Origin of the sequence: Allobosea sp. Leaf344 (assembly GCF_001426225.1) — a bacterium.
Classification (GTDB): domain Bacteria; phylum Pseudomonadota; class Alphaproteobacteria; order Rhizobiales; family Beijerinckiaceae; genus Allobosea.
Genome location: NZ_LMRT01000013.1, coordinates 668,274 through 684,047 on the forward strand (window position 1 = coordinate 668,274; position 15,774 = coordinate 684,047).

Genomic DNA, 15,774 nt, shown 5'->3' on the forward strand with positions numbered 1-15,774 from the left:
TGATGTTTGGCCGTCCGGATGCGTCTGTGCCGCAGCTGGTGCCGGCCCAGCGCGACCTGCGGATCGACATCATCCGCGGCCTGGCCCTGCTGATCATCTTCATCAACCACATGCCCGGCCATGTGCTGGCGGGTTTCACCCCGCATAATTTCGGCTTCTCGGATGCGGCCGACGCCTTCGTGCTGCTCGCCGGGATCTCGGCGACGCTGGCCTATGGCGGGCTGATCGAGCGCAAGGGGCTGCGCACCGGCACGCTGAAGATCCTGGCGCGGCTGCGGACGCTCTATCTCGCGCATCTCGCCGTCTTCCTGCTGGTCTGCGCCATCGTCGCGACCGCCGTCACCCGCACCCAGAACCCGCTCTATTTCGAGGCGCTGAACGTCCAGCCTTTCTTCGCCGATCTGACCCAGGGCGTGCTGCGCGCGCTGGCGCTGAGCTACCAGCCGAATTTCCTCGACATCCTGCCGCTCTACATCGTGCTGCTGGCGCTGCTGCCGGTGCTCTACCTCGCCGTGCGCTTCAGCCCGGCGCTGGCGCTCGCCTTCTCGGCCGCGCTCTGGCAGACGGCGTCGCTGACGGGGCTGAACCTGCCGAATGCGGCGGGGGCCGGCTGGTATTTCAATCCCTTCGCCTGGCAGTTCCTGTTCTGCCTCGGCATCGTCATCGGGCGGATGGCGCAGCTCGGCCTCTCCGCGCCGTTGCTGCGCGGCCTGGATTTGCTGGCGGCCGGGTTCGTGGTGTTCGCGCTGCTGGTCAAGACGGCGAGCGGCAACCCGCTCGGCATCGCGGCGCTGGACGATTGGATCTTCCACATCCAGATCGGCGCGGACAAGACCAATCTCGGCGCCGGACGCGTCCTGCACGTCATGGCGCTGGCCTGGCTGCTGATCCGTCTCCTGCCGCGCGAGTCCGGATTGCTGCGGCTGCAGGCGCTGAAGCCGCTCGCCGCGATGGGCCGTCATTCGCTCGAAATCTTCTGCGCCGGCACCGTTTTGTCGATCATCGGGCAGATCGTTCTGGTGGAGACGAGCCACGCGCTCGGGCCGCAGTTGCTCGTAGCGGCACTTGGCGGTATCATCCTGATGGGTTTGGGGATGTTCCTGACGTGGTATCAGTCGTTCAAGCGTCGCGCGCCCGCCGGTTCCGCTCCGGCCTCAGGCTTGCCGGCGCAGTTGTCCTGACCGTCTTCGGCGCCGCTGCCGGCCAGGCCGGCGGCCCGCTGACGCTCGCCGACCTCAGCGATCTGCGCTGCCGCTTCGGCGCGGCGCAGCAGCCCTTCCTGCCCCAGCTCGTCGCCGCCAGGCGCGCCTATCAGGACAAGCGCACCCTCTCGATCGTGGCGCTCGGCTCCTCGACCACCGAGGGCTCGGGCGCGAGCTCGCCGGAAAAGACCTATCCCGCCGTGCTGCAGGAGGAGCTGAAGCGCCGGCTCCCCGATACCGACGTCAGGGTGATCAACAAGGGCGTCGGCGGCCAGTCGGCCTATGACATGCTGCTGCGGATGGATGCCGACGCGATCGAGCCGCGTCCCTCCCTGGTGATCTGGCAGACGGTGGTCAATGACGCGATCCGCCATGTCGGGGAGGAGAAGCTCGCCAAGATCCTGCGCAAGGGGATCAGCAAGGTGGGCGAGGCGGGCATCGATCTCGTGATGATGGATCTGCAATGGCTGCCGCGCGAGGATCGCTATCCCAAATATGACGATTACCGCGCCGTGCTGAAGAACACCGCCGCCGAGCACGGCGTTTCGGTGTTCCCGCGCTACGCGATGATGAAGAGCTGGGCCCGTTCGAAGCAGTTCACCGAGCAGGAGCTGGTCGGCATGGACGGGCTGCACATGGTCGATGCCAGCTATCGCTGCCTCGCCGTGCGCCTCGCCGACGGCATCGCCAGCGCGCTCACCGGCGCCAAGCCGGAAATGGCCGAGACCTCGAAGCCGACGAACTGAGCGGACGAACTGAGCGGCCGCCCTAAGGCGCGACCACCTCGACATCCCGGTCCAGGCCGGGCTCCACCTTGAAATCGCGGGAATGCACCTCGCCGCCCTTGCGCGCGATCAGCACATATTCGCCCTCCGCCAGGATCACCTGGGGGAAGGCCCCGATCGCCTCACGGATCACGTCGCCGCCGGGGGTCAGGACGCTGAAGGCGGTGCCGGCGAAGGCCTCGCCACCCGGTGCCGCGACCAGCTTCAGCGTGATCCTGGCGGCGCGGTGATGCAGCACGGCATCGGTGATCCGCCCGGATTCGATGCGGACATCGGCGCGCTGGATGGCGTTGGAATCGCCATAGGTCGAGACCACGTGATAGGTGCCCTCCGGCAGCCGGATCAGCTCGCCGGCCTTGGCGTTGGCGAGCACCAGGCGCCCTTCCGAATTGCCCTGCAGCGGCACGAAGACCGAGAAATCCAGGAGCGAGGCGGGCAGGGGGCTGTCGCCGATCGAGCCGCCGAGCGTCAGCCCGCCGGCGCTGATGCTGATGGTTTCGCGCGCGCCGCGCGGGCCGAGCGTAACCCGCTTGGTGCCGCTGGCGAAGCCATAGGCGGCGTGCAGCACGTAGCTGCCCTGCTCGAGCAGGAACTCGGCCTGGGCCTCGCTGGAGCGGGCGACGATGCGCGGGGGCGAGCCGTCGGCGCTCTCGCTGAGGATGCGCCAGACGAGGCCGGACTGGATCGGCTTGCCGCTGCCGGAGAACTGCGCGACGACGCCGAGCGTCACCGGTCCCGGCGCGGGCTGCGGGGCGGGCAGGTTGGGCGCGGTGAGCGATTGCGCCAGTGCGGCGGCCGGGGCGAGCGACAGGCACAGCGCCGCCGCGGCCAGCAGCGCGCGCCGGCTGCTCTGGAATTGCTCGCATTGAAACATGAGTTCTGCCCTCGGCACCCCTGCGCCCCCGTCTCAGCAGTCTTGCTTGTCCTCTTCATGGCAAGCCACTAGGTGATGCCGCAGCACGTTCCTGCCGCCGCTCCACCACCGATCTGGATCTGTCATGACCGATACGCTTGCCCTGCTCAAGCTGCGCCGTTCGGTGCCGCCGCAATTCCTCGCCGCGCCCGGGCCCGACGCGGCGCAGATCGAGACGCTGCTGACCATCGCCAGCCGGGTGCCCGATCATGGCAAGCTGGTGCCGTTCCGCTTCCTGGTCATCGCCGGCGCGGCCCGCGAGACGGCCGCGGAGATCGTGGCGGAGGCGTTCAGGAACAAGAACCCGGAGGCGGATGCCGAGAAGATCGCGCATGAGCGGGGCCGGCTGCTGCACGCGCCGGTCATCATCGCGGTGATCTCGACGGCCAAGCCGCATGTGAAGATCCCGCAATGGGAGCAGGAGCTGGTCTCGGGCGCGGTCTGCATGTCGCTCCTGGTCGCGGCCCAGGCGATGGGCTTCGGCGGGTGCTGGCTGACCAATTGGTTCGCCTTCGACCGGCCGGTGCTGGCCTCGCTGGGCCTCTCGGCGGAGGAGCGCATCGCCGGCTTCATCCATCTCGGCACGCCGCAGACGGTCCCGGCCGATCGCGAGCGGCCCGTCCTCGCCGATATCGTCAGCCATTTCGGAGCCTGAGCCGATGTTCTATTCCGCCGCATTGCAGGATCACGGGCTCGGGCATGATCCGTTCAAGGCGATCGTGACGCCCCGGCCGATCGGCTGGATCACGGCGATGAGCGCCGCCGGCGAGATCAACCTGTCGCCCTACAGCTTTTTCAACGCCATTCACTCGAAGCCGAATCTCGTGATGTTCGCGTCCGAGGGCAAGAAGGACGCGATCGCCTTCGTCGAGGAGACGGGCGAATTCACCTGCTCGCTGGTGACGATGGCGCTGGCGCAGCAGATGAACCAGACCTCGGCGCCGCTGCCGCGCGGCGACAGCGAATACGCCCATGCCGGGCTGGAGATGGCGCCGTCGAAATTCGTGCGGCCTCCCCGCGTCGCCGGCAGCCCGGCCGCGCTGGAATGCAAGCTGGTCTCGATCCAGCAGCTCGCCGACATGGACGGTGCGGCGCTGCCGGGCTTCCTGGCGATCGGCCAGGTGGTCGGCGTGTTCATGGACGACGCCTATGTGAAGAACGGCCGCTTCGACACCGCCGGCGCCCATCCCATCGCGCGCTGCGGCTATGCCGATTATGCCGAGGTCGACCATCTCTTCTCGATCATCCGCCCGTCCGGCGCGGGCTGAGCCCCGGGCGGGCTCGCCAGCGCCCGTGCTCTCGCCTGCGGGCCTCAGTGGCCCTGCAGCCGATCGGCCCGCGCCTTCAGGCGCTGTGCGCGGAGGAGGTGGGGGCGGTCGAGCATCTCGCCCTCGAGGCCGATCACGCCGATGCCGGGATTGGCCGCGAAGAGCGCGATGATCGCTTCCGCCTTGGCCAGCTCGGCCGGGGCGGGGCTGAAGATCTCGTTGATCGGCGCGACCTGGGCGGGGTGGATCGCCATCTTGCCGGTGAAACCGTCGCGGCGCGCGGCCAGGCATTCCGCGCGGAAGCCGGCATCGTCCCGGAAATTGGTGAACACCGTGTCGATCGCGTCGACCTGGGCGGCCGCGGCGGCGAACAGCGTCATGGCGCGGGCGAGGCGGTAGGGATCGGCATAGCTGCCATCCGTCAGCCTGTTGGTCTCGGCTCCGAGATCGGCGGAGAGATCCTCCGCCCCCCAGGTCAGCGCCTGCAGCCGATGCGTCGCGCCGGCATAGCTGCCGAGGCCGAACACGCCCTTGCCGGTCTCGGTGGCGATGGGGATGATCCGCGTGCGGCCATCGGGCAGGTCATGCTCGGCCTCGCGCACCGCGATCTTGGCTCCGAGATGGCTGATATCGACCCCGCCTTCCGATTTCGGCAGCATGATCGCATCCGGCGCGCCGGGCATCACGGCGTCGAGGTCGGCATCGGTCAGTCCCGTGCTCAGCGCGTTGACCCGCACGATCAGCCGCGGGCGCCGGGGCAGCGCCTGGGCCGCCTGGAGGAAGGCCAGCGTGATCCGGCGGGCCTGCGGCTTGGCGTCGAGCGCCACGGAATCCTCGAGATCGAGGATCAGCGCGTCGGCGCCGCTGTCCAGGCCCTTCTGCTGCTTCCGGTCGCTGTCGCCGGGGACGAAGAGGAGCGAGCGCATCAGACCGCCACCGTCGCCGGGGCCGGGTGACGGCGCATGAAGGCCTGGCGGCGGCACTGCGCGACCAGCGTGCCGTCCTGCTTGAAGGCCTTGTGATGGAATTCGACGATGCCGGCATCCGGCCGCGAGCGCGATTCGCGCTTGCCGACGATCTCGGTGGTGCAATGGACCGTGTCGCCCTCGAAGAGCGGCGCCGGGAAGGTGACGTCGGTCATGCCGAGATTGCCGATAGTGGTGCCGATCGTGGTGTCGTTGACGGAGATGCCGATCATCAGCCCGAGCGTGAACAGCGAATTCATCAGAGGCTGGCCCCATTCGGTCTCGGTGGCGCAGAAATGCGCATCGATGTGAAGGGGTTGCGGGTTCAGGGTCATGTTGGAGAACAGCATGTTGTCCATCTGGGTGACGGTGCGCGTCAGCCCGTGCTCGATCACCGCGCCGACCTCGAAATCCTCGAAATAGATGCCGCCGCGCTTGTGACGCCTGATCTCAGCCATTGCCTTCTCTCCCTGAGGCTCCGGAAACCCGGCGATCCCGCCACGATTCCCGAACTTAACGGTTCGCTTACCATAACCGGTCCAGTCTCCACAGGCGCTCCCGCATCCTTGCGGCAGCGCGCGCCCGAGAGACCCGATGTTCCTGTTCTCCACCCCCGCGACACGCGAAGCACCGCAAGCCGACCCGGTCGTCAGCGCGATCCGCGAGGGGGCGCAGAAGACCGGTGCCGGCTTCGATTATCTGCTCAAGACGGCGCAGCGCGAATCGGCGCTGGAGCCCGATGCCAAGGCCAAGACGTCGAGCGCGACCGGGCTGTTCCAGTTCATCGAGCAGACCTGGCTTTCGATGGTCAAGCGCGAGGGGCCGAAGCAGGGGCTGGGCAGCTATGCCGAAGCGATCACCGAACAGGAAGGCGGCCGGCTGACGGTCGCCGACCCCGCCGCCCGGGACAGGATCCTGGAGCTGCGCAAGGATCCGCAGGTCGCCGCCGTGATGGCCGGCGCGCTCACCCAGCAGAACCGCGACCAGCTCGCGCAGGCGCTGGGGCGCCAGCCGCATGCGGGCGAGCTCTACATGGCCCATGTGCTGGGCGCGCGCGGCGCCTCCGAGCTGATCCGGGCCGCCGGCAGCGATCCCGGCCGGGTGGCGGCGCGGGATTTCCCCGACGCGGCCGCCGCCAACCGCGCGATCTTCTTCGACAAATCGGGGCGCGCGCGCTCGGCGCAGGAGGTCTATGGCGTGCTGGCCGCCAGCCACGCCAATACGCAGCTGACGACGGCGACCGCGACCGCCACGGCCGCGCCGGCCCGCGGGCGGGACGCGGCACAGCCCGCCGACCAGCCGGCCGAGATCGCCGCCGCTCTCGCGCCGGGCCGCGCCAAGGGGCTGATCGGGCTGTTCTCGACGGAAGGCTCGCGCGAGCCGGTGTCGCGGGCGGTCGCCAATCTCTGGTCGACGCCGCGCGCCGGCGGGACCCGCTACGCCTCGCTCGATGCGGCCGACCGCTATTTCCCGCGCCAGACGCAGAATGACGCCGCTCCGGCGGCCTCCGCCGCCATTCGCCCGGCCGAGCCGGCGCCGGCCGCGGCGCAGATCGTCTCCGCACCGCTGCCGCCGCAACGCCCAGGCGAGCTCTCGCAGCCCTCCCGCCAGCAGGCTCCCGGCGAGCCGGAGCCGCGTCAGGGCGGCAAGCCCAGGCGTGGCCCGCTCGATCTCGCCGCCTTCATGAACCAGAGGAGCGTGCGATGATCGTCCGGCGCTTTCTCCTCTGGGCCCGCACCGCCAATGCGGAGGCGCGCGCCTCCGGCAGCGCGGCGCTCGCCGGGGCCTATCTGCATTCCGCCATGGCGGAGGAGGATCGGCGCGAGGCGGAGACGGCGCTGACGGCGCTGGTCGACGATCCTTCGCCGCTCGTCCGGCGCGCCATCGCCGAAGCGGTGGCGTCCTCGCCGCAGGCGCCGCGGAACCTGATCCTCAGCCTGATCGACGATCCCGGCGACGTGGCGGCGCTGGTGCTGGCGCATTCGCCGCTGCTGACCGAGGCCGATCTGGTCGATGCCGCGGCGGTGGGCGACGGGCTCGCGCAGCGTGCCATCGCGCTGCGCCCGCATCTGACGGCCGGCGTCGCCGCGGCGCTCGCCGAGATCGGCTGCGAAGAGGCGCTGGTGACGCTGGCGGGCAATCCGAGCGCCGACATCCCCGAATTCTCGATGGAGCGCATGATCGAGCGCTGCGGCCAATCCGGGCCGCTGCGCGAGGCGCTGCTGGCGCGCGGCGATCTGCCGGCCGGGCTGCGCCAGGTGATCGCGGCGCGGGTCTCCGACGCGCTGGCCAGCTTCGTCACGGGGTGCGGCTGGCTGACGGCGGAGCGCAGTTCGCGGCTGGTGCGGGAATCGACGGAGCGCGTCGCCGTGGCTCTGGCCGCCGGCGGGCATGACAGCGACGCGCCGGCGATCGTCGCGGTGCTGCGCGAGAACGGCCGGCTGACACCGGGGCTGATGCTGCGTTCGCTGCTGAGCGGTGAGCCCGCTTTGGCGGAGGCGGCCTTCGTCGATCTCAGCGACCTCCCGGCCGAGCGCGTGGCGGCGCTGCTGCGCGACCGGCGTGGCTCGGGGCTGAAGGCGCTCTATCGCAAGGCCGGTTTGCCCGCCGCGGTCCAGCCCGCTTTCACGGCGGCGATCGCGGCGCTGAACGCGCGCGGCTTCGACAGAGGCGGTTCGCCCGCCGGGCTCGACCGATCGATCCTGCGCGAGGTGCTGATCGCCTGCGAAAGCCTCGAGGGCGCGGAAGCCAGCGCGATCATGGGGCTGCTCAGGCGGATGGATGCGGAAGCCGCGCGCGAAGAGGCGCGGATGATGGCCGACAGCCTCGCCGACGACGCCGCCTTCGCGCTGCTGCTGGAATCGGACCCCGCGCTCCTCGTCGAACTCGAGATCGGCGACATCCGCCAGGCGGCCTGAGCGCGCGCGGCCTCGCTGCCGCGGCCGCGCCTCAATAGCCGAATTGCTCCCGCAGGATGCGCTCGTCCAAGCTGTGGCCGGGGTCGTGCAGCATGACGAGATCGATGCTGCGGTCGATGGCGATGGCGACGGAGACGACATCGTCGATCTGCGTGTGGTCGGCCACGGCGCTGACCGGCCGCTTCTCCGGCTCCAGCACCTCGATGGTGACCTCGGCATGGTCGGGCAGCAGGGCGCCGCGCCAGCGCCGCGGCCTGAAGGCGGAGATCGGCGTCAGCGCCAGCAGCGGCGCGTCGAGCGGCAGGATCGGGCCGTTGGCGGAGAGGTTATAGGCGGTCGAACCGGCGGGGGTGGCGAGCAGCACGCCATCGGCGACGAGCTCCGAGAGCCGGATCTGGCCATCGACGGAAATACGCAGCTTCGCCGCCTGGTAGGAGCGGCGCAGCAGCGAGACCTCGTTGATCGCCATGGCCAGGACTTCGCTGCCGGTCCTGTCGACGGCGCGCATCGACAGGGGATGGACCACGCTGCGCTCGGCCGCCTCCAGGCGCTTGCTCAGCCCGCGCTCGCGGAACTCGTTCATCAGGAAGCCGACCGAGCCGCGGTTCATCCCGTAGATCGGCTTGCCGGTCCCCATGAAGCGATGCAGCGTCTGCAGCATCAGCCCGTCACCGCCCAGCGCCACGATGACGTCGGCTTCGGCCGGGTCGGCGTTGCGGTAGCGCTCGACGAGCTTGGCCAGCGCCGCATCCGCTTCGGGCGTTCCGCTGGAGACGAAGGAGATGGCTTTGTAGCGAGCGGTCATCATCGATCCCGAAGGCCCGCTGCGGAGCCGGAACGCTGCTTAGCACGGTCTGCCCGCCAGCGGCGAGACGGCAGCGGCCATGAAAAAGGCCGGGGTCGCCCCCGGCCTCGCTCGCGTGACGCCTTCGCGCCGATGGATCGGCGGCTCAGACGGCCGGGCTCCACTGCACCGGCACCAGCTCGAAGCCATTGCCGGATTTGGCGATGTGGCCGGTGGCCGGGAAGGGCGCGTGATAGAAGGCGACCTGCATCCGGTCGGCCGAGACCATGTCGAGCAGCTTGCGGCGCGTCGCGGTGGCCTGCGGACCGTCCATGTCGAAGACCGCCGACCATTCCGGGTTGCGCACGAACAGGGCAGGGTGGTTGGTGGTGTCGGACATCACCATCAGCTTGCCCGAGCCGGAGGCGACCGCGAAGACGGTGTGGCCCGGCGTATGGCCCGGCGCCGCGATGGCGGTGACGCCGGAGACGACCTCCTTGCCCGCCTCGAACTGCTTCACATCCTTGGCGATCGGGCCGAAGACGCGGCGCACGCCGCCGAAGGCACCCTTCATCGCCTCGGGCGCCGCATTCATCTTGGCGTCGTCCATCCAGAACGCCCATTCGGCGCTCGGCACCATCACTTCTGCATTCGGGAAGACGGAGGTGCCGTCCTTGAGGCGGAAGCCGTTGATGTGGTCGCCGTGGAAATGGCTGAAGAGGATGGTCGAGACATCCTTGGGATCGAAGCCGGCCGCTTTGAAATTGGCCATCCAGCGACCCGAGGTCGGCGCGCCGGAATCGCCGTTGCCGGTATCGATCAGCGTGGTCTTCCCACCGTTCTGGATGACCAGCGTGGTGAAGGAGATCGGCAGCGCATCCGCCGGCAGGAAGGCCTGCTCCATCGCCTTCTTCACATCGGCGAGCTCGGCATTGCGGACGAAGCCTTCGAGCGGGCGCCGGGCAAACCCGTCATTGATCGCGGTGACGGTGATGTCGCCGACCTTGTAGCGATAGAATCCGGGGGCCTGGTTCATCGGGGCTCCTTGAGCAGAGGCCGGGCTGATGCCGGCGGGTAGATCGAGCGTGGCTGCGACGGCGAGAGCACCGGCTCCGGCGATCAGGGTGCGGCGCGACGGTTCGTAAATTGTCATGGTTGTCTTCTCCCTCGGCTGCGACGAGCCTGTGCGGAACCTAGGCGCCGGCGCCAGACGATCAACATTTCCCTGCGTCGCCTTGGTCAACTCTGCGTGATCGCGCGGCCGGGCCGCAAGGAACATGCGCCGGCCTCCCCGGTTTCACCCCAGGAGGAGTGCCCGATCATGCGACAATCCGCGAAAGACCGGCTGATTTCGGCGCTGGCCGCGCAGCTGCGGGCCGAGCGCGACACGCGCGAGGCGCTGCGCCTGCTGATCGAGTCCGGAGGGGCCGATCGCGAGGCGATGTTGGCCATCCTGTCCGATCCGGTGCCCGTGCTGACGCGGGCCGATCTGGACCATGCCGAGCGGGTCGCCGCGCGGATCCGCAGCGAGTCCGTGCGGCGTTCGACGTTGCGCGGGGCGCTGCCGCGCAAGGCCGCATGATGATGGCCGGCGTGATCGCGCGGCGCTACTAGCCAGGCGAGGGTCCGCAATGCCCGATCTCGACATCTATCGCGCCAAGCGCGACTTCACCCGCACCGCCGAGCCGAAGGGCGCTGCCGCGCGCCGCCGCGCCGACGGGGCCGGGGGCGTCTTCGTGATCCACAAGCATGCGGCGCGCCGGCTGCATTACGATCTCCGGCTGGAGCATGGCGGCGTGCTGTGGTCCTGGGCCGTGACGCGCGGGCCGAGTCTCGATCCGGACGAGAAGCGGCTGGCGGTGCATGTCGAGGACCACCCGCTCGAATATGGCGGGTTCGAGGGCACCATACCCGAAGGCGAATACGGCGCCGGCGCGGTGCTGATCTGGGATGAAGGCCGCTGGCAGCCCGAGGGCGACCCCGCCAAGGGCATGGCCAAGGGCCATCTCGCCTTCAGCCTGCAGGGGCACAAGCTGGCCGGGCGCTGGCATCTCGTCCGGCTGAAGCCCCGCAAGGGGGATCGCGGCGATAATTGGCTGCTGATCAAGGTCGATGACCAGGCCGCGCGGCAGGATGAGGACATTCTGGAGACGCAGCCGAATTCGGTGAAGTCCGGGCTCGGCATCGAGGAGGTGGCCGAGCGCAAGGCGCCGGCCAAGGCCAGTGCAAAGACCAAGGCCAAGGCCGGCAAGAGCGCCATGTCAGCGAAGTCCGCCGAGACGAGCACATCGACCAAGGCCGCCAAGACCTCGGTCAAAGGCAAGGCCGCGAAGCGCAAAGCCGTCGCCGAGCTGCCGGCCTTCGTCGAGCCGTGCCTCGCGACCCTGCAGGAGAACCCGCCGGCCGGGGAGACATGGCTGCATGAGGTGAAGTTCGACGGCTACCGGCTGCAGGCGCGGATCGAGGATGGGGAGGCGGCGCTGCTGACGCGTTCGGGGCTGGATTGGACGGGGCGCTTCGGCGAGACGCTGATCGCGGCGCTGCGGCAGCTGCCCTGCGACAACGCCCTGATCGACGGCGAGGTGGTGGCGCTCGCCGATGGCGGCATCTCCTCCTTCTCGGCGCTGCAGCAGGCGCTGTCGGAGGAGCGCACCGATGCTCTGGTGTTCTTCGCCTTCGACCTGTTGTTTCTCGACGGCGAGGATCTGCGCGAGGAGCCGCTGCTGGCCCGCAAGGAGCGGCTGGAAGCCCTGCTGCAGAAGGCCGAGCTCGAAGGGCCCGTCCGCTACAGCGAGCATTTCGTCGAGCCGGGGCAGTCGATGCTGCGCCATGCCTGCCGCATGGGGCTGGAGGGGGTGATCTCGAAACAGGCCGACGCTCCCTATCGCAGCGGGCGGGGCAAGAGCTGGATCAAGTCGAAATGCACGCAGCGGCAGGAATTCGTCATCGCCGGATACGTGCCGTCGAAAACCTCCGGCGGGGCGCTGGGCTCGATCGTCGCGGCCTATCACGAGGATGGGGCGTTGAAGCCGGCCGGGCGCGTCGGCACCGGGTTCAGCCGCGACTCCGCCGCCGCGCTGAAGGCCAGGCTCGACGCCATCCGGGCCGAGGCCTCGCCGTTCACCGGTGCGGCGGCGCGCGAGAAGGGCGTCGTCTGGGTTCGTCCCGAACTGGTGGCGGAGATCGAATTCCGCGCCTGGACGGCCTCGAAGACATTGCGGCACGCCTCATTCCTCGGCCTGCGCGAAGACAAGCCGGCGCGAGAGGTGGTGGCGGAAACGCCTCTCCCGGCCGATGAGGAGGCCGATCGGGCCGGGAAGCCGAAGGCCGCGCGCGGCAAGGCGCCGGCCGGCAAGGGCAAAGCCGCGGCCAGGCCCGCGGCGACGGCGAAAGACGCCGCGAAGACCGAGGCGCGGCCGACGACCTCGCTCACGCTCAGCAATCCCGACAAGCCGCTCTGGCCGGATGTCGGGCTGACCAAGCAGGGGCTGCTCGATTATTACGCCGCGGTCTGGCCGCGCATGGAACGCTTCGTCGTCAACCGGCCGCTCAGCCTGCTGCGGGCGCCGGACGGCATCGGCCGCCATGTCTTCTTCCAGAAGCACGGCTCGCCGGGGATGGATCAGGCGATAAAGCGCCACAAGGACAAGGATGGCGAGGACCTGCTGTTCATCCGCGATTTCGACGGGCTGGCGGCGCTGGTGCAGATGGGCACCGTCGAGATCCATGTCTGGGGCGCCACCATGGATGTGGTAGAGCAGCCGGACCAGATCATCTTCGACCTCGATCCCGATCCGGGCGTGCCGATCGAACGGGTGCGCGACGGGGCCTTCACCGTCCGCGAGCGGCTGGCAGATCTCGGCATGACGAGCTGGCTCAAGACCTCGGGCGGCAAGGGCTATCATGTCGTGCTGCCGCTCGAGCCGAAGGCCGATTGGGTGAAGGTGAAGGCGTTCGCCCGGGACTTCGCCCAGGCGCTGGAGCAGGCCGAGCCGAAGCTCTACACGGCGAAGCTGGCCAAGGCCGCGCGCAAGGGGCGGATCTTCATCGACTATCTCCGCAATGGCCGCGGCGCCACGGCGATCGCCGCCTATTCGACGCGGGCGCGCAAGGGCGCGGCGGTCTCGATGCCGATCGCCTGGACGGAGCTCGAGCAGGGCGTGGCGCCGGATGCTTTCCGCGCGTCCACGGACGGATTTCCCGATCGCGCAGATGCCTGGGCCGATTTCGCCCCGGAGCGCTCACTCTAGACTGCCCCTTCAGAGGACGCAGATGGCACGCTACTTCATCCAGATGGAGGGGGACAGCCAGCCCGGCACTGACGAAGAAGGGTTCGAGCTGCCCGATGACGGCGCCGCACGCTCGGCTGCACTGGACGCCTTGCCCGACATGCTGCGCGAGACGATCCCGGCGCGCGACGAGACGGAGCTGGTCGTGACCGTGCGCGACATGCATGGCAGGCTGATCTATACCGCGACCCTCGCCTTGCATGGCGAATGGAAGGTCTGAGCGCCCAATGCCCTGAGTTGTGCCGCAAGACCCATGCAGCCGGTGCGATTTAGTCCCAAATGGAACTTCCATCAAATGTTGAAGACAGGCCGTCGCAGATGTGCCTATGCCTTCCCGATGACTCAGCTTCGGGATGATCGCTTTGCCTGAGCGGCTCGCAGCCAAGACCCTCGGCGTCCTTGCCAGAGGCTTGCCCCGGCAGAAGGCGACGGTGAGCTCGTCGGCCCTTTATGCGCTGGTGATCACCCTGGTGGCGACGCTGCTGCGCCTGGCGCTCGATCCGCTGCTCGGCCTCGGCGTGCCCTTCATCTCCTTCTTTCCGGCGGTGATGATCGCGGCCGTGCTCGGCGGCGCGCTGGCGGGGCTGCTGACGCTGCTGCTCTGCGCTGTGATGGCGGCGTTCTTCTGGTTTCCGTCGCTGCGGGCGCTGCAGCCGGACGGCGCGGCGATGGCCTCGGTCGCCGCCTTCCTGGTGTTCGGCAGCGTGCTGATCGGCGTCGCCCTGATGGTCCGCGTCCTGTTGCGCACGGTGATCGAGGCGGAGGAACGCTCGCGCGTGCTCGCCCATGAGATGAAGCACCGGATCGGCAATACGCTGGCCGTGGTCCAGGCGCTGGTGCGCCAGACGCGCCGCAGCGCGCATTCGCTCGAGGAGTTCGACGCGGTCTTCACCGAGCGCATCGCAGCGCTGGCGCGGGCGCAGGACGTGGTCAGCGGCAATCCGAACCTGCCGACCGAACTGCGCCAGCTGCTCGCCGGCGTGCTCCGGCCCTTCGGGACCGAGCGCTTCTCCCTCTCGGGGCCGACGGCCGGGATCAGTGCCGATACCGCGATGTCGCTGGCGCTGCTGGTGCATGAGCTCGCGACCAACGCGCTGAAATACGGCGCGCTGTCGGTGCCCGCCGGCCGGGTGGAGTTGTCCTGGCGGCTGGGCGAGGGGCGAATCGATCTCGGCTGGCAGGAGCGCGATGGCCCGCCGGTGACGGTGCCGGAGCGGGCGGGCTTTGGCTCCAAACTGCTGAAGACCGCCTTCGCCGCCGATATGGGCGAGACCACGATCCTCTACGAGCCGGACGGCGTGCGCTGCGCCATCGCGCTGCCGGCCGCGAGCCCGGCGGCCAAGGCGGATCTGGTCGCGGGTTTCGTGGCGCGGGCCTGAACTTTTGCCGGCTCCGGCGGTTGCCGGATTGCGGGTCAGGCATTCCCCCGCCACTCGGCCGGCTCTCTCGTCACGAGAAGCCGGCCCTTTTTCACTGTCTCAGCCTGATTTCGGGCCGTTCTCGTCGCGATCGCGGCCATGGCCATTGCCCTGCGTCGCGTCGCCATCGCCCGACAGCACGACGGGATTGGCGCTGTGCAGCCCGCCCTTGTTCGGCGACGTCCGGCCCTCGCCATATTGCCCCGCCGCATCGTGCTTGATCGCGGCCGCGCTGCTGTGGTCGCCGCGATCCGGCTCATAGGGCGGATTCGGACCGGTGGGATGGGCGGATGCCGGGTCGGGCCCGGGCCGGCGCTGGTCCTGCTCGCCCGGCTGGCCGGGACGACGCGGCGCATCATAGGCGGATGGCGTATCGGTCTGTCGGGTCTTGTCGGTCATGGCGCTGCGTCTCGCCTGGTCGCATAGGTTTCGGAAGCGGAGGGGGTCAGGCTGTCGGCGCGGCCATGCGGCTCGATGTCGAAGGCGCGCCTGGTGGCGTCGCGATTGCTCCTGCGCCGCAGGAACCACATGAAGCTCAGGATCAGGAACAGTAGCAGCCCGCCGAAGGTGACGATCATCAGCCACCCCGACATCTGGTCGGTCTCCATGATCTTTCCTTTCCCGTTCGCCCCAGCCGCGAGAGCAACGCTGCTGCGCGCCGATTGATCCGCCCGCGGCTCAGCCCTCCTCGCCGGGCAGGGCGGCGCCATCCGCCTTCTCATGGCCGCCGAAGGTCAGCTGGAAGGCATGGGCATGGTCGGCGCTGGTGAAGCTGAGGTGCAACCGCGCCTGTTCATGCTGGCGCGTCAGCCGCACCTGATGCGGCATCTGCCATTCCACCAGCCATTCGCCGATGGCCTTCAGCCGCGTGTTGATTTCGTCGGGCGCGATCAGGAGATCGACCCGATACGGGCCAGCTTCGATCTGATCCGTCAGCGCGACGGTCAGATGGTCGGCTTCCCGCTTGGTCCCATCAGGCATGCCAGCTCCCGAGAATCCAACTCCGTTGCTTCCTCGCCCTTAAAAATGCGGTCGGGCGGGCATGGGTTCCCTATCGGGAGACGAGGCCGGGAGCGGCCGCCAAGCTCTCCGGGGACGTGAGATGGGGGCGGCCGCGCCGGGCCGCGCGCGCCCCCTTGTGCAGGCGGCGGCTTTCGGGCCATGGTCCGGCAGGTCCATCCTGCAGCGTCAGTCTGCTTCCTCCTTCTTTCTGCCCTGCAAGAGCCTGTCCG

At 69.2% G+C, this 15,774-nt stretch carries 18 protein-coding genes; 10 read left to right on the plus strand and 8 right to left on the minus strand.

The window, feature by feature from the left end; translation table 11 throughout:
- Positions 1-26 precede the first annotated feature (26 nt).
- Both ASG72_RS11865 and ASG72_RS11870 read left to right on the plus strand, forming a co-directional pair.
- Positions 27-1,181, plus strand: a complete 1,155-nt coding sequence (locus ASG72_RS11865) for an OpgC domain-containing protein (protein WP_056712450.1) — start codon at positions 27-29, stop codon at positions 1,179-1,181.
- A complete protein-coding gene (locus ASG72_RS11870; protein ID WP_056712452.1) occupies positions 1,106-1,948 on the plus strand; it encodes a GDSL-type esterase/lipase family protein in 843 nt (280 codons plus the stop codon). Before ASG72_RS11865 ends, ASG72_RS11870 begins: the two co-directional genes overlap by 76 nt.
- Before the next feature lie 22 nt (positions 1,949-1,970).
- Here ASG72_RS11870 and ASG72_RS11875 read toward each other — a convergent pair whose 3' ends face one another.
- Complete coding sequence (locus ASG72_RS11875) at positions 1,971-2,861, minus strand: hypothetical protein (protein ID WP_056712455.1); 891 nt, start codon at positions 2,859-2,861, stop codon at positions 1,971-1,973.
- A gap of 124 nt (positions 2,862-2,985) precedes the next feature.
- Here ASG72_RS11875 and ASG72_RS11880 point away from each other — a divergent pair, with 124 nt between their 5' ends.
- Together ASG72_RS11880 and ASG72_RS11885 are read left to right on the plus strand one after the other, a co-directional pair.
- A complete protein-coding gene (locus ASG72_RS11880) occupies positions 2,986-3,555 on the plus strand; it encodes a nitroreductase (RefSeq protein WP_056712457.1) in 570 nt (189 codons plus the stop codon).
- Positions 3,556-3,559: 4 nt separating this feature from the next.
- On the plus strand, positions 3,560-4,168 hold the full coding sequence (locus ASG72_RS11885; protein ID WP_056712458.1) for a flavin reductase family protein: 609 nt from the start codon (positions 3,560-3,562) through the stop codon (positions 4,166-4,168).
- Between the two features lie 44 nt (positions 4,169-4,212).
- Here the strand turns inward: ASG72_RS11885 and ASG72_RS11890 are convergent, their stop codons facing one another.
- Both ASG72_RS11890 and ASG72_RS11895 read right to left on the minus strand, forming a co-directional pair.
- The gene (locus tag ASG72_RS11890; protein WP_056712459.1) at positions 4,213-5,094 is read right to left on the minus strand and encodes a CoA ester lyase; all 882 of its coding nucleotides are present in this window, start codon (positions 5,092-5,094) and stop codon (positions 4,213-4,215) included.
- Positions 5,094-5,591 (minus strand): MaoC family dehydratase, encoded by a 498-nt coding sequence (locus ASG72_RS11895; RefSeq protein ID WP_056712460.1) that lies wholly within the window; start codon positions 5,589-5,591, stop codon positions 5,094-5,096. The genes ASG72_RS11890 and ASG72_RS11895 overlap by 1 nt, the downstream gene beginning before the upstream one ends.
- A gap of 136 nt (positions 5,592-5,727) precedes the next feature.
- Here ASG72_RS11895 and ASG72_RS11900 point away from each other — a divergent pair, with 136 nt between their 5' ends.
- Entirely contained in the window at positions 5,728-6,840 is a 1,113-nt protein-coding gene (locus ASG72_RS11900; RefSeq protein WP_200939928.1) for a transglycosylase SLT domain-containing protein, read from the plus strand.
- On the plus strand, positions 6,837-8,051 hold the full coding sequence (locus ASG72_RS11905; RefSeq protein ID WP_056712461.1) for a DUF2336 domain-containing protein: 1,215 nt from the start codon (positions 6,837-6,839) through the stop codon (positions 8,049-8,051). Before ASG72_RS11900 ends, ASG72_RS11905 begins: the two co-directional genes overlap by 4 nt.
- Before the next feature lie 31 nt (positions 8,052-8,082).
- Here ASG72_RS11905 and ASG72_RS11910 read toward each other — a convergent pair whose 3' ends face one another.
- The gene (locus ASG72_RS11910; protein ID WP_056712627.1) at positions 8,083-8,856 is read right to left on the minus strand and encodes an NAD kinase; all 774 of its coding nucleotides are present in this window, start codon (positions 8,854-8,856) and stop codon (positions 8,083-8,085) included.
- A 145-nt stretch (positions 8,857-9,001) separates the two neighbouring features.
- Complete coding sequence (locus ASG72_RS11915) at positions 9,002-9,871, minus strand: MBL fold metallo-hydrolase (protein WP_348271580.1); 870 nt, start codon at positions 9,869-9,871, stop codon at positions 9,002-9,004.
- A 213-nt stretch (positions 9,872-10,084) separates the two neighbouring features.
- Between ASG72_RS11915 and ASG72_RS11920 the strand changes: the two genes are divergently transcribed.
- The 4 genes from ASG72_RS11920 (at position 10,085) to ASG72_RS11935 (ending at position 14,503) form a co-directional block, all read left to right on the plus strand.
- A complete protein-coding gene (locus tag ASG72_RS11920; RefSeq protein ID WP_348271581.1) occupies positions 10,085-10,417 on the plus strand; it encodes a hypothetical protein in 333 nt (110 codons plus the stop codon).
- A 49-nt stretch (positions 10,418-10,466) separates the two neighbouring features.
- Positions 10,467-13,085: a DNA ligase D gene (gene ligD, locus ASG72_RS11925; protein ID WP_056712464.1), complete on the plus strand. Its 2,619-nt coding sequence runs from the start codon at positions 10,467-10,469 to the stop codon at positions 13,083-13,085.
- 22 nt (positions 13,086-13,107) lie between these two features.
- The gene (locus ASG72_RS11930) at positions 13,108-13,344 is read left to right on the plus strand and encodes a hypothetical protein (protein ID WP_056712466.1); all 237 of its coding nucleotides are present in this window, start codon (positions 13,108-13,110) and stop codon (positions 13,342-13,344) included.
- A gap of 211 nt (positions 13,345-13,555) precedes the next feature.
- Positions 13,556-14,503: a sensor histidine kinase gene (locus ASG72_RS11935; RefSeq protein ID WP_162246240.1), complete on the plus strand. Its 948-nt coding sequence runs from the start codon at positions 13,556-13,558 to the stop codon at positions 14,501-14,503.
- 99 nt (positions 14,504-14,602) lie between these two features.
- On the opposite strand, the gene ASG72_RS11940 is transcribed toward ASG72_RS11935, so the two are convergent.
- From ASG72_RS11940 to ASG72_RS11950, 3 genes are all read right to left on the minus strand, one after another.
- Positions 14,603-14,941, minus strand: a complete 339-nt coding sequence (locus tag ASG72_RS11940) for a hypothetical protein (protein ID WP_056712470.1) — start codon at positions 14,939-14,941, stop codon at positions 14,603-14,605.
- Positions 14,938-15,150, minus strand: coding sequence for a hypothetical protein (locus ASG72_RS11945; RefSeq protein ID WP_056712473.1), 213 nt, complete (start codon positions 15,148-15,150; stop codon positions 14,938-14,940). Before ASG72_RS11945 ends, ASG72_RS11940 begins: the two co-directional genes overlap by 4 nt.
- 70 nt (positions 15,151-15,220) lie before the next feature.
- Positions 15,221-15,523 carry a hypothetical protein gene (locus ASG72_RS11950; RefSeq protein WP_056712474.1) on the minus strand — a complete coding sequence of 101 codons (303 nt, stop codon included), beginning with the start codon at positions 15,521-15,523 and terminating at the stop codon, positions 15,221-15,223.
- Between the last annotated feature and the right edge of the window lie 251 nt (positions 15,524-15,774).

Bases quoted from the DNA above. Each gene is read 5' to 3' on its own strand.
- ASG72_RS11895 (WP_056712460.1), bottom strand. From the start codon at position 5,591: ATGGCTGAGATCAGGCGTCACAAGCGCGGCGGCATCTATTTCGAGGAT.
- ASG72_RS11940 (WP_056712470.1), bottom strand. From the start codon at position 14,941: ATGACCGACAAGACCCGACAGACCGATACGCCATCCGCCTATGATGCG.
- ASG72_RS11885 (WP_056712458.1), top strand. From the start codon at position 3,560: ATGTTCTATTCCGCCGCATTGCAGGATCACGGGCTCGGGCATGATCCG.
- ASG72_RS11950 (WP_056712474.1), bottom strand. From the start codon at position 15,523: ATGCCTGATGGGACCAAGCGGGAAGCCGACCATCTGACCGTCGCGCTG.
- ASG72_RS11890 (WP_056712459.1), bottom strand. From the start codon at position 5,094: ATGCGCTCGCTCCTCTTCGTCCCCGGCGACAGCGACCGGAAGCAGCAG.
- ASG72_RS11900 (WP_200939928.1), top strand. From the start codon at position 5,728: ATGTTCCTGTTCTCCACCCCCGCGACACGCGAAGCACCGCAAGCCGAC.
- ASG72_RS11915 (WP_348271580.1), bottom strand. From the start codon at position 9,871: ATGAACCAGGCCCCCGGATTCTATCGCTACAAGGTCGGCGACATCACC.
- ASG72_RS11880 (WP_056712457.1), top strand. From the start codon at position 2,986: ATGACCGATACGCTTGCCCTGCTCAAGCTGCGCCGTTCGGTGCCGCCG.
- ASG72_RS11910 (WP_056712627.1), bottom strand. From the start codon at position 8,856: ATGACCGCTCGCTACAAAGCCATCTCCTTCGTCTCCAGCGGAACGCCC.
- ASG72_RS11930 (WP_056712466.1), top strand. From the start codon at position 13,108: ATGGCACGCTACTTCATCCAGATGGAGGGGGACAGCCAGCCCGGCACT.
- ASG72_RS11875 (WP_056712455.1), bottom strand. From the start codon at position 2,861: ATGTTTCAATGCGAGCAATTCCAGAGCAGCCGGCGCGCGCTGCTGGCC.
- ASG72_RS11945 (WP_056712473.1), bottom strand. From the start codon at position 15,150: ATGGAGACCGACCAGATGTCGGGGTGGCTGATGATCGTCACCTTCGGC.
- ligD (WP_056712464.1), top strand. From the start codon at position 10,467: ATGCCCGATCTCGACATCTATCGCGCCAAGCGCGACTTCACCCGCACC.
- ASG72_RS11905 (WP_056712461.1), top strand. From the start codon at position 6,837: ATGATCGTCCGGCGCTTTCTCCTCTGGGCCCGCACCGCCAATGCGGAG.